Annotated in this window: 19 protein-coding genes; 5 read left to right on the top strand and 14 right to left on the bottom strand. The window is 74.3% G+C overall.

From position 1 onward, the window contains the following. The first annotated feature begins 589 nt into the window (after positions 1-589). Both ACA361_RS21185 and ACA361_RS21180 read left to right on the top strand, forming a co-directional pair. The gene (locus ACA361_RS21185) at positions 590-1,918 is read left to right on the top strand and encodes a transcriptional regulator (RefSeq protein ID WP_366621125.1); all 1,329 of its coding nucleotides are present in this window, start codon (positions 590-592) and stop codon (positions 1,916-1,918) included. A 153-nt stretch (positions 1,919-2,071) separates the two neighbouring features. Further along, on the top strand, positions 2,072-2,581 hold the full coding sequence (locus tag ACA361_RS21180) for a hypothetical protein (protein ID WP_375014149.1): 510 nt from the start codon (positions 2,072-2,074) through the stop codon (positions 2,579-2,581). A 2-nt stretch (positions 2,582-2,583) separates the two neighbouring features. On the opposite strand, the gene hisC is transcribed toward ACA361_RS21180, so the two are convergent. From hisC to ACA361_RS21145, 7 genes are all read right to left on the bottom strand, one after another. Beyond that, positions 2,584-3,663 (bottom strand): histidinol-phosphate transaminase, encoded by a 1,080-nt coding sequence (hisC, locus tag ACA361_RS21175; protein ID WP_375014147.1) that lies wholly within the window; start codon positions 3,661-3,663, stop codon positions 2,584-2,586. A 68-nt stretch (positions 3,664-3,731) separates the two neighbouring features. Then, on the bottom strand, positions 3,732-4,028 hold the full coding sequence (locus tag ACA361_RS21170; RefSeq protein WP_375014145.1) for a DUF6401 family natural product biosynthesis protein: 297 nt from the start codon (positions 4,026-4,028) through the stop codon (positions 3,732-3,734). A gap of 124 nt (positions 4,029-4,152) precedes the next feature. Further along, a complete protein-coding gene (locus tag ACA361_RS21165) occupies positions 4,153-4,836 on the bottom strand; it encodes an NUDIX domain-containing protein (RefSeq protein WP_375014143.1) in 684 nt (227 codons plus the stop codon). A 98-nt stretch (positions 4,837-4,934) separates the two neighbouring features. Then, positions 4,935-6,308 carry a flotillin family protein gene (locus tag ACA361_RS21160; protein ID WP_375014140.1) on the bottom strand — a complete coding sequence of 458 codons (1,374 nt, stop codon included), beginning with the start codon at positions 6,306-6,308 and terminating at the stop codon, positions 4,935-4,937. A 138-nt stretch (positions 6,309-6,446) separates the two neighbouring features. Continuing rightward, the gene (locus ACA361_RS21155; protein WP_375014138.1) at positions 6,447-6,647 is read right to left on the bottom strand and encodes a hypothetical protein; all 201 of its coding nucleotides are present in this window, start codon (positions 6,645-6,647) and stop codon (positions 6,447-6,449) included. A gap of 72 nt (positions 6,648-6,719) precedes the next feature. Further along, complete coding sequence (locus ACA361_RS21150; RefSeq protein ID WP_375014136.1) at positions 6,720-7,415, bottom strand: hypothetical protein; 696 nt, start codon at positions 7,413-7,415, stop codon at positions 6,720-6,722. A gap of 183 nt (positions 7,416-7,598) precedes the next feature. Continuing rightward, a complete protein-coding gene (locus tag ACA361_RS21145) occupies positions 7,599-8,276 on the bottom strand; it encodes a lysophospholipid acyltransferase family protein (RefSeq protein ID WP_375014134.1) in 678 nt (225 codons plus the stop codon). 416 nt (positions 8,277-8,692) lie between these two features. On the opposite strand from ACA361_RS21145, the gene ACA361_RS21140 reads away from it, so the two are divergent. Next, entirely contained in the window at positions 8,693-9,046 is a 354-nt protein-coding gene (locus ACA361_RS21140; protein WP_375014132.1) for an STAS domain-containing protein, read from the top strand. 37 nt (positions 9,047-9,083) lie between these two features. Here the strand turns inward: ACA361_RS21140 and ACA361_RS21135 are convergent, their stop codons facing one another. From ACA361_RS21135 to ACA361_RS21105, 7 genes are all read right to left on the bottom strand, one after another. Next, positions 9,084-9,908 carry a glutamate ABC transporter substrate-binding protein gene (locus tag ACA361_RS21135; RefSeq protein WP_375014130.1) on the bottom strand — a complete coding sequence of 275 codons (825 nt, stop codon included), beginning with the start codon at positions 9,906-9,908 and terminating at the stop codon, positions 9,084-9,086. A 67-nt stretch (positions 9,909-9,975) separates the two neighbouring features. Then, complete coding sequence (locus tag ACA361_RS21130) at positions 9,976-11,508, bottom strand: hypothetical protein (RefSeq protein WP_375014128.1); 1,533 nt, start codon at positions 11,506-11,508, stop codon at positions 9,976-9,978. Next, the gene (locus ACA361_RS21125; protein WP_375014126.1) at positions 11,505-12,254 is read right to left on the bottom strand and encodes an FHA domain-containing protein; all 750 of its coding nucleotides are present in this window, start codon (positions 12,252-12,254) and stop codon (positions 11,505-11,507) included. The genes ACA361_RS21130 and ACA361_RS21125 overlap by 4 nt, the downstream gene beginning before the upstream one ends. Positions 12,255-12,258: 4 nt before the next feature. Next, positions 12,259-13,632 (bottom strand): VWA domain-containing protein, encoded by a 1,374-nt coding sequence (locus ACA361_RS21120; protein WP_375014124.1) that lies wholly within the window; start codon positions 13,630-13,632, stop codon positions 12,259-12,261. After that, positions 13,629-14,594 (bottom strand): PP2C family serine/threonine-protein phosphatase, encoded by a 966-nt coding sequence (locus ACA361_RS21115; protein ID WP_375014121.1) that lies wholly within the window; start codon positions 14,592-14,594, stop codon positions 13,629-13,631. The genes ACA361_RS21120 and ACA361_RS21115 overlap by 4 nt, the downstream gene beginning before the upstream one ends. Positions 14,595-14,596: 2 nt before the next feature. After that, a complete protein-coding gene (locus ACA361_RS21110) occupies positions 14,597-16,945 on the bottom strand; it encodes a tetratricopeptide repeat protein (protein WP_375014119.1) in 2,349 nt (782 codons plus the stop codon). Beyond that, on the bottom strand, positions 16,942-18,189 hold the full coding sequence (locus tag ACA361_RS21105; RefSeq protein ID WP_375014117.1) for a hypothetical protein: 1,248 nt from the start codon (positions 18,187-18,189) through the stop codon (positions 16,942-16,944). Before ACA361_RS21105 ends, ACA361_RS21110 begins: the two co-directional genes overlap by 4 nt. A 275-nt stretch (positions 18,190-18,464) precedes the next feature. Here ACA361_RS21105 and ACA361_RS21100 point away from each other — a divergent pair, with 275 nt between their 5' ends. After that, positions 18,465-19,814: a hemolysin family protein gene (locus ACA361_RS21100; protein ID WP_375014115.1), complete on the top strand. Its 1,350-nt coding sequence runs from the start codon at positions 18,465-18,467 to the stop codon at positions 19,812-19,814. Then, entirely contained in the window at positions 19,811-20,815 is a 1,005-nt protein-coding gene (locus ACA361_RS21095) for a hemolysin family protein (protein ID WP_375014113.1), read from the top strand. Before ACA361_RS21100 ends, ACA361_RS21095 begins: the two co-directional genes overlap by 4 nt. Positions 20,816-20,842: the final 27 nt, after the last annotated feature.

Raw genomic sequence — 20,842 nt, 5'->3', positions numbered from 1 at the left:
CCTCGGACCGGGCCGCGGCGCTTTCCGCTGGCCGGACCTGGACATTCCGGCCCGGTCCTTCCGGGCGCCGCGCGCCGTACATCGGAAGTGCGGGCCACCTCGGCGGACGCGTGACCGGCCGGAACGGCGCGGACTCCGCCGCCGGCGGCGGATCACTCGTCTTCACTTGAGCTGCGGAGACAGGACGGTCGCATTTCGGCCCCGGCGTAAACCGATCGGACACCGCAGGGGTCTCTTCAGTGCGCATCAGTGCCTCAGGAGGCCCCGCGCGGTGATTTCGGGTCTTGTTTTTCAACTTCGGACGTCCGAAGATGCAGGATCAAGACTGACCGATTGGTGACAAATTACTGACTGGGGGGTCGCGTAGGTTACTTTTTCGCCGCACTCTTGATTCGATTTCGCGTCTGGGCGTCACACATCGTCGCCCTGACCCGATCTGCCCACTGAGGGAACGAATCGCGGGGTTGCGGTGCAGGGTCAGAAGGCAGGGGCGACAAGCCATGAGTCAACCGTTGGGCGGAGCGTGCGCGAACGCATGGCCGGGGCAGGGCCCCCCACACGAGGCTGGTCGGGAAGCGAGCGATCACCTATGACGACCACCAGGACGGGGTCGGTGACCCCCGATCTGACGATCGGCGTGGTCGGCCCGCACGACCTGGTCGAGCGGGTCATGCTGATGGGGCACGGCCCCACACCGGTACCGAGCCGGCTGGTGGCCGCCGCGTACCGCGACGAGCAGGAGGCGGCCGACAAGGTCGTACGGCTGGGCTCCGGGGTGGACGTGTGCCTGTTCGCCAGCCCGGTCCCGTACGACTTCGCCCGCAAGGCCGGGGTGCTGACGATGCCGGCGACGTACGTGCCGCTGAACGGCGCCGCCCTCCAGGGCGCGCTGCTGCGGGCCTCCCTGGACGAGCGCTTCGATCCGGGCCGGGTGAGCATCGACGTGCTCGGCCGCGCCGAGGTCGAGGAGGCGTACGCCGAGATCAGTCTCGGCACCGAGCAGGTCCACCTGCGCGAGGAGGCCGCCGGGCCGGGCACGCTGGCCGCGTTCCACGAGCGGCTGTGGCGCCGCGGCGCGACCACGGTCGCGATGACGTGCGTGCACGCCACGGCCGAGCGGATGGAGATGGCCGGGGTGCCGACCATCAGGGTCCGGCCGACCGGCGCGGCGATCCGCAGCTCGCTGCAGACGGCGGCGCTGCTGGGCGCCCACCACCGGCTGGAGGAGTCGCAGCTCGTCGTCGTCCTGGTGGACGTCCCGACGCTGCGCGAGACCCCGCGCCGCGTCACGCCGCGCTACTGGCGCGACGAGCTCAAGCTGGCGCTGCACCGGGTGCTGCTCCAGGAGGCGCACCGGATGAACGCCTCCGTGTGGCCGCTGGACGACCACAGCTACCTGGTCATCGCGACCCGGGGCTCGGTCACCGCCGGCACCGAGGGGTTCCGGACGCCGCCGTTCGTCGAACGGGTCCGCGAGGAGCTGGGGCTGGCGATCGAGGTCGGCATCGGGATGGGCCGTACGGCGCACGAGGCCGAGACCCACGCCCGCGCCGCGCTGGCCCGCTCGCAGAGCTCCCAGCGCGCCCAGGGCTTCGCGCTCGACCGCGACGGCCGCGCGCTCGTGCCGGCTCCCCGCACGCCGCCACGCGCGCAGCCGCAGGCCAAGCCGAAGGGCCTGGAGATCCTCGCCCGGCTCGCCGACAAGCTCGGCGACCAGGAGCAGCCGCTGATCGTGGACGCGGAGAACGCCGGCAAGATGCTCGGCGTGACGCCGCGCACCGCCCGGCGCCTGCTGCGCACGCTGGTCGAGGAGGGCCTGGCCTGGCCGCTGCCGCCGAACCGGACGCCGCAGCCCGGCCGGCCGCGCCAGCTCTACCGGCTGATCGTGGAGAAGCTGGGCCCCAAGGCCGGCACCTGACGCCCGGGCCCCGGGCACCGACCGGCCCGGGGAGGCGCGCCGACCGTTCGGGACGGCCGGACCCGGCCACGGGACAACGCGCGCCGGGCGGCGCCCGTCCCACTCTCTAGGGAAACCGGTGAACTCTCACCGGCCTGGCCCTGGGGGCAGGGCATGAAGCAGAAGACCTCCGAACGCCTGCGCGTCGCCGCCGCGGCGGGCGCCGCCGCCGGCGTCCTGGGCGCCGGGGCCGCCGTCTCGGCCGTCGTCGGGTACGAGCCGATCCGCCGGCACGCGCCCGCGCTGCTGAGGCTCTCGCCGGGTCCGGATCCCGCGCCGAGCGCCACACCCGGCACGCCGGCTCCCCCGGCCGCGGACGACACCGCGCCGCCGCCGGTCGCGCCGCAGACGACCGGGCCCGCGCCGGAGACCACCGGCCCGAGCGAGCGGCCCACCCGGCCCGGGCCGGGCCCGACGCGACCCGGCACGCCGGATCCCGACCCCGATCCGGGGACCGGCGATCCGGGAACCGGTGACCCCGGCACGGGAGACCCCGGCACCGGGGACCCGGGGACGGGGGATCCGGGCACGGGCGACCCGGGGACCGGCGATCCGGGCACGGGTGATCCGGGGACCGGTGACCCGGGCACGGGTGACCCCGGCGGCGGGACCGGGACCGGCTGACGTCAGTTCCGGTGCGGGAACGCCCTGGCCACGGCCAGGAACGCCTCGTTCTCCTCCGGCGTGCCGATCGAGACGCGCGCGCCCTCGCCGGCGAACGGCCGGACGCTGACGCCCTGCGCGTCGCAGGCCGCGGAGAACTCCATCGTGCGCTCGCCCAGCCGCAGCCAGACGAAGTTGGCGTCGGTCGGCGGCACCGTCCAGCCGTCGGCGAGCAGCGCGTCGCGGACCCGCTCGCGCTCCTTCACCGTGCTCTCCACGCGGGCGAGCAGCTCGTCCTCGGCTGCCAGCGAGGCGACGGCCGCCGCCTGCACGAGGGAGTTGACGCTGAACGGGAGGTACGTCTTGCGGATCGACTCGGCCACGGCGGGGTGGCCGACGAGGAAGCCGACGCGGAGCCCGGCCAGCCCGTACGCCTTGGAGAACGTCCGCAGCACGACCAGGTTGGGGCGGTCGGGGTAGAGGGTGAGGCCGTCGGGGACCTCGGGGTCGCGGATGTACTCGCGGTACGCCTCGTCCAGCACGACCAGGCAGTCGGCGGGCACCCGGTCGAGGAAGCGCTCCAGCTCCGCCCGCCGGACGACGGTGCCGGTCGGGTTGTTCGGGTTGCAGACGAAGATCAGCCGGGTCCGGTCGGTGATCGCGTCCGCCATCGCGTCCAGGTCGTGCGCCTCGCCGGTGAGCGGCACCTGCACGGAGGTGGCGCCGGAGAGCGCCACCAGGACCGGGTACGCCTCGAACGAGCGCCACGCGTACAGCACCTCGGCGCCGGGCTCGGCCACGGCCTCCAGCAGCATCTGCGTCACGCCGACCGACCCGCAGCCCACCGCGACGTGGTCGGCGGGGACGCCGAACCGCGCGGAGATCGCCTCGATGAGCGCCGCGCAGGTGTTGTCGGGGTAGCGGTTGACGCGCTGGGCGGCCTCGGTGATGGCGTCCAGGACGGAGGGCAGGGGGCCCAGCGGCGTCTCGTTCGACGACAGCTTGAACGAGCGGCCCTCGGGCGAGACCACGACCTTGCCGGGCTTGTACGCCTGGAAGCGGTCGAGCACGGAGCGGAAGCGGGGGGTGGATGCTTCGGACACCGTTGTCCTCCTCGTTCTTCGGATGTGCTTCCCAGCCTGCGGGGCCCAGCCTACGGAGTGCCGCCCGGTCAGGACGACGGCGAGGGGCCCTGCCGCAGCATCCAGCAGACGGTGACGATCCGGACGAACTCCCAGTCGTGCGTGCTGCCCGGCCACCAGCCGCGCCGGAAGGCGTCCTCGGCGAACGAGTGCAGGTAGTCCATCAGCGCGTCCGTCCCGGGGCGGCCGCCGTCCGGTCCGGCGACGGCGTCGCGGACCGCGGCCGCGTGCTGGTCGACGGCCGCCGCCAGCGCCGGCGACCCGGCCATCTCCTCCACGCCGGCGTCGCCGATGTCGCGGACGAGCAGCCCCAGCTCTTCGGACATTTCGCCATCCATGGGACACCAAGCTAGCAATCCGGAAACGATGCGCCGACCAGCGGGGACATGGCTCCGGTCAAGATTTCGTACACCGGTTTCAGCGGGCCCGGGACGCGGGGCGGCCGGCCCCTCAGGCGCGGGCGCCGGTGCGCGGGCGGAGCATCGGCGGGCGCAGCTGCTCGGCGTCGCCGCGCGTGTAAAGGCGGGCGGGACGGCCGCCGTCGCGCGTGGTCGTGCGGCCCGTCGGGACCAGGAAGCCGTCCGCGCCCGTCACCTTCCGGTGGAAGTTCCGAGGGTCCAGCTCCGTGCCCCACACGATCTCGTACACGCGGCGCAGCTCCGCCACCGTGAACTCCGGCGGGCAGAACGCCGCCGCCAGCGACGTGTACTCCAGCTTCGCCCGCGCCCGCTCCACCCCGTCGCACAGGATCCGCCGGTGGTCGAACGCCGACCCGCCGCGCGTCAGCTCGTCCACGGCCGTCCACAGCACCTGCGCCCGGCTCGACGCCGGCAGGTCCGGGGCCAGGCCCAGGTAGGCCACGCTGACCACCCGCTGCCGCGGGTCACGGTCCGGATAGCCGAACGTCGCGAGCTGCTCCAGGTGGATCCGCACGTCCGCCAGCCCGGCCCGTTCCGCCATCAGCCGGGACGCCGCCACGGGGAGGTCCTCGTCCAGCTGGATGAACCCGCCGGGCAGCGACCAGCACCCGTCGTACGGCGGCCGGTCGCGGCGCCACATCAGCGCGCTGAGCCGCTGCTCCCGGACGGTGAGGACGACGAGATCGACGGAGACGGCGAGCCGGGGCACGGACATGGTGTCAACAATATGGGGGGACGCCACCGCCGACTCCCATAACGCGCACCGCCCGCCCCGGACGGGCTCCGGGACGGGCGGGCACGCGTACGGGACGGTCAGTCGGTGTCGGGCTTGGGCGGCGCGGGAGCGGCGACCGGGACGGAGCCGGTCGCGGCGGCCGCCGCGTCGGCGGGCCTGCCGTTCGCGGGCTTGGCCGCCTGCGCGCTCGCCTGGCCGGCGAGGAGCTGGCGCGCCAGGCCCAGCCCGGTGCCGCCGAGGGTCAGCGCCTTGGCCAGCATCTCCTCGACGCCCTGGGCGCCGTTCAGGACGACCATGTTGTCGACGTTGCCGAAGACGCCGGCGCCCGCCTCGACGATCTCGGCCCAGTTCTCGGCGAGCTGCTGGGCGATGACCGCCTCCTGGTTCTCGGCCAGCGCCTGGGCGCGGGCCTTGATCGCCTCGGCCTCGGCCAGGCCCTTGCGCCTGGTCGCGTCGGCCTCGGCCTCACCGAGCAGCCGGATGGCCTCGGACTCGCGCTGCGCCTTGAGCTGCACCTCGGTGGCCGCGGCCTGGGCGTAGGCGATGCGCTCCTCGCGCTCGGCCTCGGCCAGCTTGACCTGCTCGTACGCCTTGGCGTCGGCGGGCTTGCGGACCTGGCTCTCCAGCTGCCGCTCGGTGCGCTCGGCCTCCAGCTCGGCGTTGCGGGTCTCGCGCTGGATGACCTCCTGGCGGGCCTGCTGCTCGGCCTGCTTCACCTGGCCGTCGTACTCGGCCTTCTTGATCTCGGTGTCCCGGATGACGGCGGCGTTCTCCCGCTCGGTCTCCTGCTCGCGCCGGGTGGCCTCCTGGTTGCGCTCGGCCTCGGCGATGCGGGCCGCGGCGGCGACCTTCGCGGCGTGCGGGCGGCCCAGGTTGACGATGTAGCCGGTCTCGTCGTCGATCTCCTGGATCTGGAGGGAGTCGACGACCAGGCCGAGCTTGCTCATCTCGTCGGCGGCCGAGCTGCGCGTCTCGCTGGTCAGCCGCTCGCGGTTGAGGATCAGGTCCTCGACGGTCAGGTTGCCGATGATCGAGCGCAGGTGGCCGGTGAACAGCTCGTGGATGGCGCCGTCCATGGAGCTCTGCTGCTCCAGGAAGCGGCGGGCGGCGTTGGCGATCGAGATGAAGTCGTCGCCGACCTTGTAGATGACCACGCCGCGGACCTTGACCGGGATGCCCTGCTGGGTGACGCAGTTGACCTCGAGGTTGCCGGACCGGCTGTCGAGGTGCAGCCGGCGGGAGACCTGGAAGCCGGGCAGCACCGCGGTCCCCTTGCCGGTCACGATCTTGAAGCCCAGGCTGTCGACGCCGTCGAGCGGCTTTGACTTGGCGCCCAGCCCCGAGATGATCAGCGCCTCGTTGGGTTCGGCCACCCGCCAGACCATCTTGAACAGGATGATCAGCACGATCAGGGCGACGACCACCGCGATCGCGATTCCGACAACGGGCATGCGGCCTCCTCTGGGCTGGGGGGCCGGTCCGGCGCTCGCTTCCCCGCCGGATCGGGACGCCAGCGGTCGGCGTCCCTCCTATGATGCGCCCGGCGGCGCCCAGGTTCCCTTAGCGCCGCTAATTTTCGGTGGCCGGATTCAGCCCAGCGCCTGGGCGACGTACACGGTGCGGGGCGGGTGGTACTCGACCACCACCACGATCGTCCCGGGGGAGAACTCGTCGCGCGGGTCGGACGGGTGCGCGTAGAACGCCTCCACCCCGCCGCGGACCGGGATCATGACCTCCCCGACCAGACCGGGACCGATCCTGCCGGTGACCCGGCCCTCTTTGCCGATCAAGGGCTCCCCCACTCGCTCACATCGTCAAGTAAGGGGAACGGTATCCGTTCGGGGATCCCGGCCGCGAGTGCGTCAGGGCAGGACGCGGCGCGCCTGCGCGTCGGCCTGGCGGGCGATCTGCTCGGCCTCCGCGCGGGTGACGTTCGGGCCGATGAGGCTGACGGTGGCGAGGTAGCGGCGGCCCTGGACGACGACGTACCAGGTCTTGACCCGGGCGGCGCCGGTCCGCGTCGAGATGCCGACCGTGCGGGACCCGTCGCCGATGGCGGCGGACGGGGACTCGACCACGCGGTGCTCGGACCACTTGCCGCCGACCCTGGTCCTGAACGTGCCGCACACCGCCGGCACCTTGGCCTTCACGTGCTGCTCGGCGGCCTCGGCCGGCATCGCCATCAGCGTCTCGGTGACGGTCTGCCCGCTGCTCTTGCCGTACGAGGCGATGGCCGCCGGCGCGGTCTTGTCCAGCGCCTTCCCGCCGGGGGTGCCGCCCGCGGCGCCGGCGCAGTCGGGCTTGTCGAGGGTGACCTGGCGCTGCAGCTGCTCGAAGTTCTGGACGGCCTTGAGCGCGCCGTACTCGCCGGCGTCGAGTTCGCCGACCCGCTTGTAGCCGGCCGGCTGGGCGAGCAGCGCCTGCTGGAGCTGCGCGGAGGTGTACGCGGTGCCGGCCAGCGCGGCCCGTCCCGTCGACTTCACCTGCTGCGTCTTGGCGCCGTCCGCGCCCCCGCCGCCGCACGCGCCCGCGCAGGCGGCGGCCATCGTCGTGATCATCGCTGTCCGTGCGAGCCTGTGCGCCATGCCTGGTGACACTAGGGGCGGACGGCGGGGAACCCCCTGCGGCGACACGCCCTTTCGGCGACCCGGGCGCCCGATCGGCGGCGCGGGCTCCGGCATCGCGGGAGGATGCGGGCGTACCGGCCCGCCTGGCCCGCTGGGCCCGGCCGCTCGCGGGCGTCAGTTGCCGGCGGCGTCGGCGCGGTCGTTGTAGGTGCCGGTGTAGTCGAGGCCGCCCAGCTTCTGGATGGTCTCCACGATCTCGTCGGTGATCGCGCGGCGCGCCTTGGCCGGCGGGAGGTCGCGGTAGTGGGTGAAGTCCATCGGCGGGCCGATCCGCACGGTGGGGCGCGGGCCCAGCACGCGCGGCCTGGAGGCGCCGAGCGGCTGGATCTTCTCGGTGCCTTCCAGGGAGACCGGCAGGACGCGGGCGCCGGACGCCAGCACGAGCCAGCCCACGCCGGTGCGGCCGCGGTAGAGGCGGCCGTCCGGGGAGCGGGTGCCCTCCGGGTAGATCGCGAACGCGCCGGAGTTGCCGAGGACGTCGCGGCCCTGCTCCAGCGCGCCCATGGCGGCCCGGCCGGCACCGCGCTTGATCGGGACGTGGCCGAGCGTGGTGAGGAACCAGCGGACGAACCAGCCCTTGAGCCCCTTGCCCTCGAAGTAGCTGGCCTTGGCGACGTACGTCACCGGGCGCGGCAGCGACAGCGGGATGATGAAGCTGTCGATGAACGACAGGTGGTTGCTGGCCACGATGAGCGGCCCGTAGAGCGGGACGTTCTCCAGGCCCTCGATCCGCGGCCGGAAAAGCAGTCGCAGGATCGGGGCCACGACGCGCGACATGAACGTGTAGAACACCCAGCCTCCAGAATTCGGCACCGCCACTGTAACGTCTGAGCCGTTCCGGGCCATGGTCACCGGCGCCCTTTCCCGGTGCCAGAAGGGCAGTGTACGACTCCGCCGCAGGTCATGGAGGCGTCAAGGTGACGTGTACCACGCCGGGAAGGGGCGGCCGTAACCAGGCCGCATTGGACTCTTGATCCAATCCGGGACCATTCCTTACTGCAAAGTAGGTTTCTGTGCAGTAGCTTTTTCAGGGGATTCCCAGGAGCCGGGCGGTCCGGCCACGGCGGGGGATCGGTTACGGTCGGGAACGTACGGGGCGATGAGGCCCCACACCGGACGGGCCGGTTCGGCGGCCACGGAGTGCGCGATCCCGGGACCGTGCGGGGCGGGTCACGGGTGCTCTCATACTCGGGGCGGGGAGGTTGCCCATGGATTTCGACGTTTCCCTTCTGCGGCAGGACCGCTGCACCGTGGTGCGGGTCCGCGGCGAGATCGACGTGGTGTCCCGCGAGCGCTTCGAGGAGACGATGGCGGAGGTCCTGGAGGCGGGCGGCCCGATGGTCGTCGACATGCGCCAGGTCACGTTCTGCGACTCCACCGGCCTCAACTCGATCGTGACGGCCCACCGGAACGCGCTGGAGCGCGGCACGATGATCGCCCTGGTGGCGCTGCCGCCGCGGGTGCGCCGGGTGTTCCGGATCACCGCGGTGGACGAGTTCATCCCGATCTACGACACGCTGCGCGAGGCGATCGGCGCGCTCCCGTCCACCACCTCGCCCTGACCTCGTCCCGAGCCGCCGCTCCGCGCCGTCCGGGGCTCTACGAGCAGCCCTCGAACTGCGGGACGCTCGTCGCCAGCTTCAGCCCGGACTCCTTGAACCACTTGGTCAGGAGCCGGGCCGCGGTGCCGTCCTGGTACATCCGGGTGATCGCCCGGTTGACCGCCTCGCAGCCCTCCAGATCGCCCTTGCGGATGCCGACGCCGTACTTCTCGTCGGTGAACGGGGCATTGATGATCTTCACCGGCCGGCCGGCCGCGAACCCCGCCAGGATCAGGTCGTCGGTCGACACCGCGTCGATCTTGCGCCCCGCCAGCAGGTCCATGCACGCGCTGTAGGTCGGCGCCTTCACCCGCGTCGCGGCGATCTCGCGCTCCTCGATCACCCGCCGCCAGGAGTTGGACCCCGCCACCTCGCACAGCCGCTTGCCCTTGAGGTCGCGCACGTTCCGGATCGAGGCGTCGTCCGCGCGGACCAGCGTGTCCTGGTGCGGCACGTAGTACGGCCCGCCGAACGTCACCGCCTCCTTGCGCCGCGCGGTGATCGAGTACGTGGCGAAGATCAGGTCCACGTCGCCGTCCGCGAGGGCCTTCTCCCGCACCGACGACGGCGTGGTCCTGAACGCGACCCGCCCCGGCGGGACGCCCAGCCGGCCCGCGACGTAGCGGGCCACGTCCACGTCGAAGCCGGCGTACGTGCCGTCCTTCGCCTTGAGGCCGAGCCCCGGCTGGTCGGCCTTCACGCCGATCACCAGCGACTCCTTGCGCGCGACCGACTCCTCGCCCGCGGCCAGCCCGCAGGCCGCCCCCGATCCGGCCGCGGCGGCCAGCGCGGCGGCCGCCGCGGCGCCCCGGAAGATGCGCATGTTCAGCCGTCCCCTTCTCGGATGTCGGGCCGTTCCCCGTCGCGGACCGTCGCAACCATCGGAGCGGTCACCGGAACTCGGCCAGCCGCGGCCGGACCCCGGCCAGGATCAGCGCCGCCAGCACCGCGCCGGCGGCCGGCGGCAGCGCGCCCCAGCCGCGCAGCCCGCCGTCGGCGGCCCCGATCGCGTCCTGGAACCGCTGCCGGTGCAGGCCGGACAGCCCGACCAGTCCGGCGTCGTACCGTTCGAACTCGGCGATCATGCCGCCGGACTCGCGCCGCATCCGCAGCGCGATCGCCTCGTCCCGGCGGTCGCCGGCCGCCAGCTCCCGCATCCGCCGGTCGCCGTCCATGACCCGCGCGTACGCCCGCAGCACGGCCGCCAGCCGCGGCTCGGCGCCGGCCTCGTCGGCCTTGGCCGCCTCCGTCGCGAACAGGCCCAGGAAGCGCGTGTCGCCCGACGCGGACGGGTACTCGGCGGCGGTACGGCCGATCAGCGCGTAGTAGGTGTCCAGGTTCAGCGGCCGGGACTCGCCCGGGTCCACGTAGGCGATGGCCAGGGCCTTGTCGAGGAAGTTCTGCTCGTAGGTGTCGGCGCGCTCCGGGTCGAGCAGGTAGCGGCTCTCGTCGGCGAACGCGCTGTGGCTGATCGCCCGGATCCTGGACAGCGTCAGGACGGAGTCGAAGCCGTCCTCCTTGGCCTTCCGGAGATGGTCGAGCTGCCCGTTCAGCATGCCGACGGCGGCGCCGAGGAGCAGCAGCGTCCCGGCGGTCGCCAGCGCCAGCGCCGGGTTGACCGCCCGGCGGAAGGTGCGGGCGAGGTAGAGCTGCGCCGCGACCAGGACCGCCAGCGCGGCGACGCCCGCCAGCACCACCCACGCCCGGCCCGCCTGGACGGCCCCGCGCTTGTCCTCGTACTCCTGCCGGACGGTGGCGCCGCTGTCGAGCGTGAGGTTGTACGCGCGGGGCAGCAGCTCCATGCGCATCAGGTCGGTGGCCTGCCGGTACGCGCCGATCACCGGCTCGGGCGTCCGCCCGGCGGCGTGGCCCGACTGCCGGCTCAGCAGCAGCGCCTCGCCGACGAGCCGGTCGTAGCGGCCGAGCGCCTGGAGGACCTCCCGGACGGTCTTCTGCCGGCCGGCGTCCTGCCCGGCCAGCTGCGCCGCCTCGATCGCCGCCTGGCCCGCCTCGTCGCGGCGCGCCTCGTACTGCCGCAGCGACTCGTCGCGGCCGATGCCGAGGCCGTGCTCGCGGCCGATGAGGAGGACGTCGGCGACGTGCGCGTCCATGTCGCTGAGCGCGAAGTACAGGTTGCCGGTGGCGACGACCTGCGGGCCCGCGTCGTGGCCGATGGTGCGCACGGCGTCCCGGGCGTTCCCGACCGTCGCGGCGATGAGCAGCAGCAGGACGCCGACGGCGCCGAGCGCGAGCACCGCGTGCAGCCTGATGCGCCCGGGGACGGTGCCCAGCCAGCGGCCCCGGACGAACCGCGCGACCGCGCCCGGCGCGGGCTCGGCCGGGCGGACCTCCGCGGGGCGCGCCCCTGCGGGCTTCGCGACGGCGGGCCCGGCCGCCTTCTTCGGCGGAGCGGTCTGCGTCATTCCGGCCTCCGGAGGGAGAGCGTGATCGTCGTCCAGGCGCCGACGTGGATCCGGTCGCCGTCGCCCACCGGGACCGGGACGTTGACGTCGACGGGCTTGCCGCCGCCGTTCAGCGTGGTGCCGTTCATGGAGCCGGGGTCGACCAGCTCCCACGTCCCGTCCGGGCGGGCGAGCAGGACCGCGTGCAGGTGCGAGACGCCGGGGTCCTCGGGCGGGACGCTCAGGTCGATCTCGGGCTCGATGCCGCGCGAGACGCTCCGGCGGCCGATCCTGATCTGCCCGCCGGCCAGCGGCACGCGGCGTTCCGGGCAGTACGGCGGGAACGCGATCGTCGCGGCGTCCGGGCCGCCCATCGCGATCACCGAGTCGTAGTAGCCGCGGTCGGCGCCGATGACAGCCGTCCACACCGCGCCCTCGGGCACCTCAGGGGCTTCTGTGGCTTGGGGGACCTCGGGGGCCGCGGGGGTCTCGGGGGCCTCGGCGAAGAACTGCGCGGTGCTGCTCACGGCGCCGGTCTCGAAGTCGTAGGCGTCCACCTCGCAGAACCGCCCGGAACGGGGCGTACCGCACATCGGGCACTCCTCCGCCTCCCGCGCCTCCCGCCCCGCGGAGCCGGGACCCGCCGGCGGGTCCGGGTCCGCGTCCGCCGGGCCGAGGTTCTGGCGCGGGGCCCCCGGGATCAGGACGCCGCAGGTGTCGCAGAAGTCGTCCGACCCGGACGTGTGGCCGGACGGGCAGATCGGCATCGCCTCACGCCTCCTCTCCGGCTGTGGGACGCGTGGCGCGGGTGCGCGGATGGCCGTCCTGCCCGCCCCGGTTGAGCGTCCGCACGGTCCGTACCGAACGGGTGTCGAGCGACATCTCGTCGGCCTTGGACACGTCCTTGCGGAGCCGAACGGTCCCGGACCGCTCGTCGACGACCTCCACGACCCGGTCCAGCAGCCCGGCGATCTGCTCGTTCCCCACCTCGCCCGCCAGAACCACGGCGCGCCCCAGCCGGGCCGTCGCGGTCTCCTCGTCGCCCGCGCGGCGCGCCTCCAGGCCCTCCTGGATGGCGTCGGCCAGCTCCGACTGGCCGGTGTGGTGCGCGACGCGCGCGTTGATGCGGGTGGACTTGGCCTCGTCGTCGGTCCACTCGATCAGGATGTTGCCGGCGGCCAGTTCCCGGTCGGCCGGTTCGCCCGCGCCGGCCGGCAGGACCAGCTTCACCCAGGCGGCCCGCATCTGCCGGCCGATGCCCCCGGCGGGCACCTCCACGCACAGGTGGTACTCGCGCTCCTCGTCCCCCCAGGCGCCGACCGGGTAGTCGCCGATCATGCCGGTGCCGCTGCGGCGGCCGGTGAGGTCCTCCACGGCCGGGACCATCTGCTTGAGGAAGCGCAGCTCGGCGTGCTGCGGCGTCCAGACGCGCAGCACCACGTCCGTGACGCGCTTGCCCATCGCCGCCGCGGTCATCTCGCGGAAGTCGGCCTCCAGGTCGTTGGGGTCCGGCACGTCCAGGAACGACCCCAGCAGCGCCGAGGAGATCTTGCGCAGCTCCGCCACGTTCCAGTCGGTGCCGACGCCGCGCGAGTCGCACACGAAGTTCCCCGAGCACTGGGCGAGGGCCGCGTCGAGCTCGGCGTCGGTCTCGTGCTGGTTCTTGCCGTCGGTGAGCAGGATCGCGTGCCGTACCGCGTCCTGGTGGCCGGCGAACAGCTCGTCGGCCAGCCGCAGCCAGGAGCCGATCGCGGTGCCGCCCGCGGCGTCCAGCCGGGAGACGGCGTCGGCGGCGGCGCGCCTGGTCGCGCCGTCGACCGCGACCAGCCGGCGGCCCTTCGGGTAGATCATGCGCGGCTGGTTGGCGCCCGCGACGACCGCGAACCGCACGCCGTCGCGCAGCGTGTTCAGCGCGGCCTTGGCGGCCCGCTTCGCGGCGGCCATCTTGCCGGAGTACGACATCGAGCCGGAGGCGTCGATGATGATCACCTCGGCGGCCTCCGTGGCGGGGGACGCGGGGACGGCGGCGCCGCCCGTTCCGGCGCCCGCGGCCGTGACGGTGACGATGGCGTGGGTCTCGCGGCCTCCCGCCGCGAGGTAGGGATTGTGGTCGACGCGGATGCTGAACTCGGGAAGGTCGCTCATCGGGGAGGCTCCCTCGGGGGTTCGTCCGGTGGGTCGGGTTCGGTGGGGCGGGGCGGGAGCGGCGGGTACGGGATCAGCGCGACCGTGACGTTGTCGTGGCCGCCGCCGTCGAGGGACGCCTGGACGAGCCCGCGCACCACGTCCAGCAGGCCGCCGTCCCGCGCGGCGGCGGCGCGGGCGGCCTCCTCCAGCGTGGCCGCGTCCGGCAGGTGGTTCCAGAGGCCGTCGCTGCACACCAGCACCGCGCCCGGCCCCTTCGGCCGGAACGTCGCGGCGTGCGGCGCGAACGCGGCGGCGGCCGAGCCCAGCCAGCCGGTCAGCAGGTGCGCCCGCGGGTCAGCGCGGGCGGCCGGCTCGCTCATCGCGCGCCGCGAGATCATCAGGTCGGCCCAGGAGTCGTCCCTGGTCAGCAGCAGGGAGCCGCGGTCGCCGCGGCAGGAGATCCAGTACGCGCGGCTGTCGCCGACCCAGCCGACCGTGACCGACCGCGGCTCGACGACCGCCGACACGTACGTGCAGGCGGGCGCGGAGCGGCGGCCGGCGGCCAGGTCGGCGACGGCGCGGCTCGCCCGGTCGAGCGCCGCGCGGGTCGCCTTCTCCGGCCCGTCCCCCGCCTCCAGCCGCGCGACCAGCGTCGCCGTGCCCGTGTCGGCGGCGACCCGGGCGGCCCGGTCGGAGCCGGGCGCGGCGGCGACGCCGTCGCAGACGACCGCGCAGACCGTCCGGGAACGGGGGAGTTCGGCCAGGGAGAGCGCGTCCTCGTTGCGGTCGCGGGCCAGCCCGGCGTCGCTCACCCCGGCGGCCCGGCCCGGCAGCTCGCTCTCGGCGCGCCCGCCGTCGGCGGCGCGGGCGGCCAGGCCGCACGCCTCGCAGAAGCGGTCGTCCGGGTCGAGCGGCTCGCCGCAGGCAGGGCAGGACGCGCCCGCCCGCTCGCGCTCGCCGTCACCGCCCTGGCCGCCCATCGTCAGAACAGCGTCCTCGGCCGCACGGCGTTGGCTCTGATGACGAGGGCGTGCCGGTCCGCGGGCCGCCCGGCCAGCTTGGCCAGGACCCGGTAGGTCTCCTCCAGCCTGCGCCGCAGCGGCGGCTCCGACAGCGGCGTGCCGAGCAGGTCGCCGCCGGTGGGATCGGGCGGGGACGACCCCAGCCAGCCCAGCCCCGCCTCCAGGACCTCGGCGGCGAACGTGCTGTAACGCTCGGTGTCCAGCAGCAGGCTCTCCAGCCGGCCGCCCGCGCCGGTGAGCGTGCCCGCGTCCAGGTCCCCCGGCGGCCGGCCGCGCACGGCGGCGACGACGTTCGCTAGCTGCGCGGCGACGTAGTGGCGGGACACCAGCGGGACGGTGTCGAGCGCCTCCCGCGCGCCGTCCCGGTCGCGTACCGCCAGCCGCACGCGGGCCAGCCCGAACGCGGCGCTCACGAAGGTCGGGTCGGTGCGCCGTACCGTCTCGTAGTAGCGGTCGGCCTCGGCGGTCTTGCCCGCGCACTCGAACGCGAACGCGAGCGCCAGCTTGGGCGACCGCTCGCCCGGCATCAGGTCGTACAGGTCGTCGAAGAACGCGATGGCGTCGGCGTACCGGCCGGCGGCGAGGGCGGCGGCACCGCGGTACCAGTCGACGCGCCAGTCGTCCGGGCGGTCGGCGGCGACCGCGTCCAGGTTCCCGGCGGCCTCGTCCGGCTCGCCCAGCTCGATCCGGGCGCGGGCGAGCGCCAGGCTGATCTCGGCCGACTTCAGCGCGGTCGAGCCGAGCGCGGCGGCCAGCCCCGCCGGGTCGCCGGCGGTGAGCCCGGCCAGGAAGCCCGCCCCCGGGTCCGCGGTCTCCACCAGCGGCACGGGCAGCGCGGCCACCGCGGCCTCCGGGGCCAGCGGCGCGAGGACGGGACGCGAACCGTCGCCCGGGCCGGCCTGACCCGGCGTACCGGACCCGGGCGGGAGCGGGACGACGTCGGTGCCGGCGGCGTCGCGCTCCGGCCCGAACAGCGCGGACGGCGCGGGCCGCGGCCGCCCGTCGTCCGCCGACAGCACCTCGCGCAGCACGCCGGTGAGCTGCTCGGCCATCTCGGCGGCGCTCTGGAAGCGGCGGGCCGGGTCCATGTGGGTCGCGCGGCGCAGCAGCCGGTAGTACGACTCGTACCGGACGAGCAGCGGCACCTCGTCGCGCGGCGGCAGGCTGCGCAGGTGGCGGCCGGTGTAGCCGCGGAACGGGAAGCTCAGCACGGCCAGCGTGCGGCCCACCGTGTACAGGTCGGAGGTCACCGACGGGCCCTGGTCGGCGATCTCCGGCGCCTGGTAGCCGGGCGTGCCGAAGATCGGGCTGCCGGAGTCGAACGCCCGCCGCACCCCGCCGAGGTCGATCAGCTTCAGCTGCTCCTCGGACTGGATCGCGTTGTCGGGCTTGAAGTCGCAGTAGAGCAGGCCCTGCGCGTGCAGGTAGCCGAGCGCGCGCAGCACCTCCAGGCCGTACGCGATCACCTGGCCGAGCGGCAGCGACTCGTTGTCCCCGGCCTCCTTGCGGCGGCGCAGCAGGATGTCCTTGAGGGACTCGCCGCCGACGTACTCCATGACGATGTAGCCGGAGCCGCCGTGCCGGACGAAGTTGTAGATCTTGACGATGTTGGGGTGCTCGACCTCCGCCAGGAACGCCCGCTCGGCGGTCGCGGCGGCCAGCGAGTCGGCGTCGCCGGTGTCGAGCAGCCCCTTGAGCACCACCCACCGGCCGCTGACGTTGTGGTCGCGGGCCAGGTAGACCCAGCCGAGCCCGCCGTGCGCGAGGCAGCCGAGCACCTCGTACTGGCCGCCGAGCAGCTCGCCCTTCGTGAGCTTCGGCGTGAACGAGAACGGGTGCCCGCAGGTGCGGCAGAACCCCTCGGTGCGGCCCGGCCGCCCCTCCCTGCCGCGGCCGACCGGCTCGCCGCAGCGGCTGCAGAAGCGGCGGCTCTCGGGGACCTCCGGCCGTTCCATGACCGCGTCGGCGGGATCGCGGTACGGGACGGGCGGCACCTCGACGAGCCCCGCGCCGAGCATCCCGCGCCGCGTCGAGCCGCCCGAGCCCGAGCCCGCGCTGCCCCGCGTCGCCGTCCGGCCCGACGAACCGGACGTGGGCGACGACCCCGACGGACCGGAAGGCCCTGAAGGCGCGGAGGCCATCGCGGCCGGTGTCGTCGGGGAGACCGACGCCTCCTCCGGCGCCGCCGAACCGGGCATGGAGCCCGCCGCCGCGGACGCGGAGCCGGGTGCGGGCGCCATGCCGCACATGTCGCAGAAACCGTCGTCCTGGACGCTGCCCGTACAGCCGGGCTGGGCGCACCGCGTCATCGACCCGACTCCATCTCCGCCGCGCTCTCGCACGCCCTGATCGCCCGCTGGTACTCGGCCACGGCCGCCGTCGACCGGCGCAGGTCGCACGGCGCCGACCACAGCAGGGTCCGCGCCGTCCCGTACAGCTCGGAGAGCCGCTCGTCCTCGGCGAACCCCAGCCGGCCCGCCTTCGCCCGGTACGCCTCCAGCCGCCCGCGCAGCTCGCCGCGCCGGTCGAGCAGGCCGGTGCTCAGCCGCAGGCTGTCGCGCGCCAGCTCCAGCGCCGCCGCGACGGCCCGGTCCAGCTCGGCCAGCCGGCCCGCCAGCTCCGCCCAGCGGCCCGCCCGGCACAGCCCGTCCAGATCGGCCAGCCGGTGCCGCAGCCCGGTGCCCAGCGCGGGCGGCTCCGGCAGCCGGGCCGCCTGGATCTTGACGGTGGCGGCGGTGCGGGCCTCGCGCGCCCGCAGCTCCATCTCCTCCACCTCGCCGATCGACGCGGCGACCGCGGCCAGGCGCTCCTCGTAGCCGTCCCGGAGCCGGACGGCCTCCTCCAGGGACGACCGCAGCGCCGCCATCGACTCCCGGCACCGGTCCAGCCGGGAGGTGTCGACGCGCCCGTCCCGGACGAGCGACAGCGGGTCGGTACGGGCGATCTGCCCGACCCCGGACAGCTCGCGGCCCAGCCGGTCCAGCTCGGGATGGCGCGCGCCGCCGTCCAGGCCCTGGGCGAGCCGGGCCGTCTCCCGCCACATCTCCTCGACGTCCTCCAGCGGGACGAGCAGCGCCGTCCACGCGGCGTCCGCCGCCGCGATCACCTCGGCCGCGGCCGCGTACCCGGCGGACATCCGCTCGACGGCCTCGTCCAGCGTGATCCGCTCCTTGGCCGAGCCGAGCAGCGTCCGCCGCTCCAGCGGGACGTCCCCGCCCGGCACCTCGACCGACTCGCCCGCCAGCAGCCCGGTCAGCTCCACCAGCACCGCCGGACTCGGACGGCCGTGCCGCTCGCGCAGCTCCACCGCCTCCGCCAGGACCCGCTGGTACGCGTCGTACAGCCGCCAGACCAGCGCGATCCGGGCCCGCGCGTCCTCCCAGCGGCGCCACGTCTCGCCCGCCAGCCGGGCCCCCTTGAGCAGCCGGGTGCCGTCATGGTCCTCCAGATCGAGCAGCGCCGCCGAGATCCGGTCCTTCTCGTCGCGCAGGCGCCCGAGGGCGTGGTCGATCCCCTCACGGCTCATCGGCGCGGCCGCGCCGCTCTCGTTCACTCGTCGTGCCCCGCGTTCATGGTCCCCGTCGGCCTCGGGCTCCCGCGCGCCCGGACCCCAGGATCCACCGCACGCTCGGCTTCCAGTGTGATCGGTGACACTTTTCCAGACAAGCGGCGTTTGTCCCATGGGGGTTTTGAGGCGTTCGTCACCAGACGACGTCTTGTCAACCGGGAACGACCTGGTGTGAGGTGACGTTGCGCATTTATGGATCCCCCTATCGAGAGGAGTTGAGAGTCCGCAGTGCCGGACCCCAGTCATAGACCCGGTGCGCCGTGCTGACCGCGACACTGGGCGTACTCGCCGTCTTCCTCCTGACCGCGGCCACCGGCTACTTCGTGGCCCAGGAGTTCGCCTTCGTCGCCGCCGACCGGGCCCGGCTCACCCAGGCCGCCGACCAGGGCGACATCGCCGCCCGGCGCGCGCTGAAGGTCATCGGCCGGCTGTCCTTCATGCTGTCGGGCGCCCAGCTCGGCATCACCATGACCACCCTGGTGGTCGGCTTCATCGCCAAGCCCGCCCTCGCCGAGCTGATCGAGCCGCTCCTGCGCCTGGCGGGCATCCCCACCGGCGCCACCGGCGCGATCGCGCTCGCCACCGGCTTCGTGCTCGCCACGCTCATCCAGATGCTGCTCGGCGAGCTGTTCCCCAAGAACCTGGCGCTGGCCCGCGCCGAGGCGCTCGCCCGCGCGCTCGCCGCGTCCACCCTCGTCTACCTGACGGTCTTCGGCCCGCTGATCCGGCTGTTCGACCGCTCCGCCGTGCGCCTGCTGCGCGCCGTCGGCGTCGAACCGGTCGAGGAGCTCCACAGCGGCGCCACCCTGGAGGAACTGGGCGAGATCATCAGCAGCTCGCACAGCGCCGGGACGCTGCCCGCCGACCTGTCCGGGCTGCTCGACCGCGCCCTGTCGTTCGGCGACCGCACCGCCGACGAGGTCATGGTGCCCCGGCCCCAGGTCAGCACCCTGCCCGGCGGCGCCACCGTCGCCGACCTCGTCGCGCTCGTCCGCGAGACCGGCCACACCAACTTCCCCGTGTACGGCCAGGACGTCGACGACGTCATCGGCGTCGCCGGCGCCCGCGAGGTCGCCGACGACACCCTCGCCGAGACGACCCCGCTCGCCGAGATCGCCCGGCCCGCCCTGCTCGTCCCCGGCAGCCAGCCGCTGTACGGCGTGATCGAGCAGATGCGCGAGTCCGGCGAGGAGTTCGCCTGCGTCGTCGACGAGTACGGCGGGCTCGCCGGCATCCTCACGTTCGAGGACGTCGCCGAGGAACTCGTGGGCGAGATCGCCGACGAGACCGACGAGGCCGAGGACGCCCCCACCGCCGCCGCCGACGGCTCCTGGGTCGTGGACGGCGGCCTGCGCGTGGACGAGGTCAGCCGCCTCACCGGCCTCGCGCTCCCCGAAGGCGACGCCTACGACACCCTCGGCGGCCTGATCATGGCCCAGCTCCGCCGCCTCCCGGCGCCCGCCGACCGGCTCACCATCGAGCTGCCCGGCTCCCACGTCGAACTCGAGGTCATCACCATCCACCGGCGCGTCCCCGACGAGGTACGGCTGCGGACGCTCGTCCCGCCCGTCCTCGCCGGAGAGCGCGGGAAGGCGGAGGCGTCGTCGTGACCACCCTCCTGATCACCGTCCTGCTCCTCGTCGGCAACGGCTTCTTCGTCGCCGCCGAGTTCGCCCTCGTCGCCGCCAACCGCCCCCAGCTGGAACGGATGGCCGCCACCGGCAGCCGCCCGGCCGCCGCCGCCCTCGCCGGCACCCGGGAACTCTCCCTCATGCTCGCCGGCGCCCAGTTCGGCATCACCATGTGCTCGCTGGGCCTGGCGATCGTGACCGAGCCCGCGTTCGAGCACTTCCTCGAACCGCCCCTGCACGCCCTCGGCGTACCGGAGGCGGGCTCGAAGGCCATCGCGCTCGCCGCCGCCCTGGCCGTCGTCACGTTCCTGCACATGGTCATCGGCGAGATGGCGCCGAAGTCCTGGGCGATCACCCACCCGGAACGCTCCGCGCTGATCCTGGCGCTGCCGTTCCGCGCGTTCGCGAAGGTGTCCCGCCCCGTCCTGGCCGCCCTGAACGCCACGACCAACGGGCTCCTGCGCCTGATCCGCATCACGCCCCGCGACGGGCTCGACGACCACACCGACCCGCAGCGCCTCGGCCACCTGCTCGGCGAGTCCCGCCGGCTCGGCCTGATCGGCCGGCACGACCACGAACTCCTCCGCCGCGCCATCTCCGCCCGCGAGGCCACCGTGGCCCGGCTCGTCGTCCCCGCCGCGAAGGTCACCACGATCGACGCGGGCGCCACCGCCGCCGGGATCCGCCGTACCGCCACCGCGAGCGGCCACAGCCGCCTCCTCGTCCGCGAGGACGACGGCACCGTCGCCGGGATCGTCCACGTACGGGCCGCCATCACCGAGCCCAACGGCCGCAGCGCGGCGGACATGGCCCACCCGGCGCCCGTCCTCACCGCGAACACCACCGTCCTGGACGCCGTCACCAGCCTCCGCCGCGACCGCGCGCCCCTGGCCGTCATCAACGACGCCCAGGGCGCGTTCGCCGGGATCGTCACCCTCGACGACCTCCTCGCGGAACTCCTGGCGACCAACCCGCATTAGCCTCGCACCTGCGTGAACGCCGCTATT

Origin of the sequence: Actinomadura sp. 21ATH (assembly GCF_041951345.1) — a bacterium.
GTDB lineage: Bacteria > Actinomycetota > Actinomycetes > Streptosporangiales > Streptosporangiaceae > Spirillospora.
Note: the sequence above shows the minus strand (reverse complement) of the source record. Positions and strands in the feature narration are given on the sequence as shown.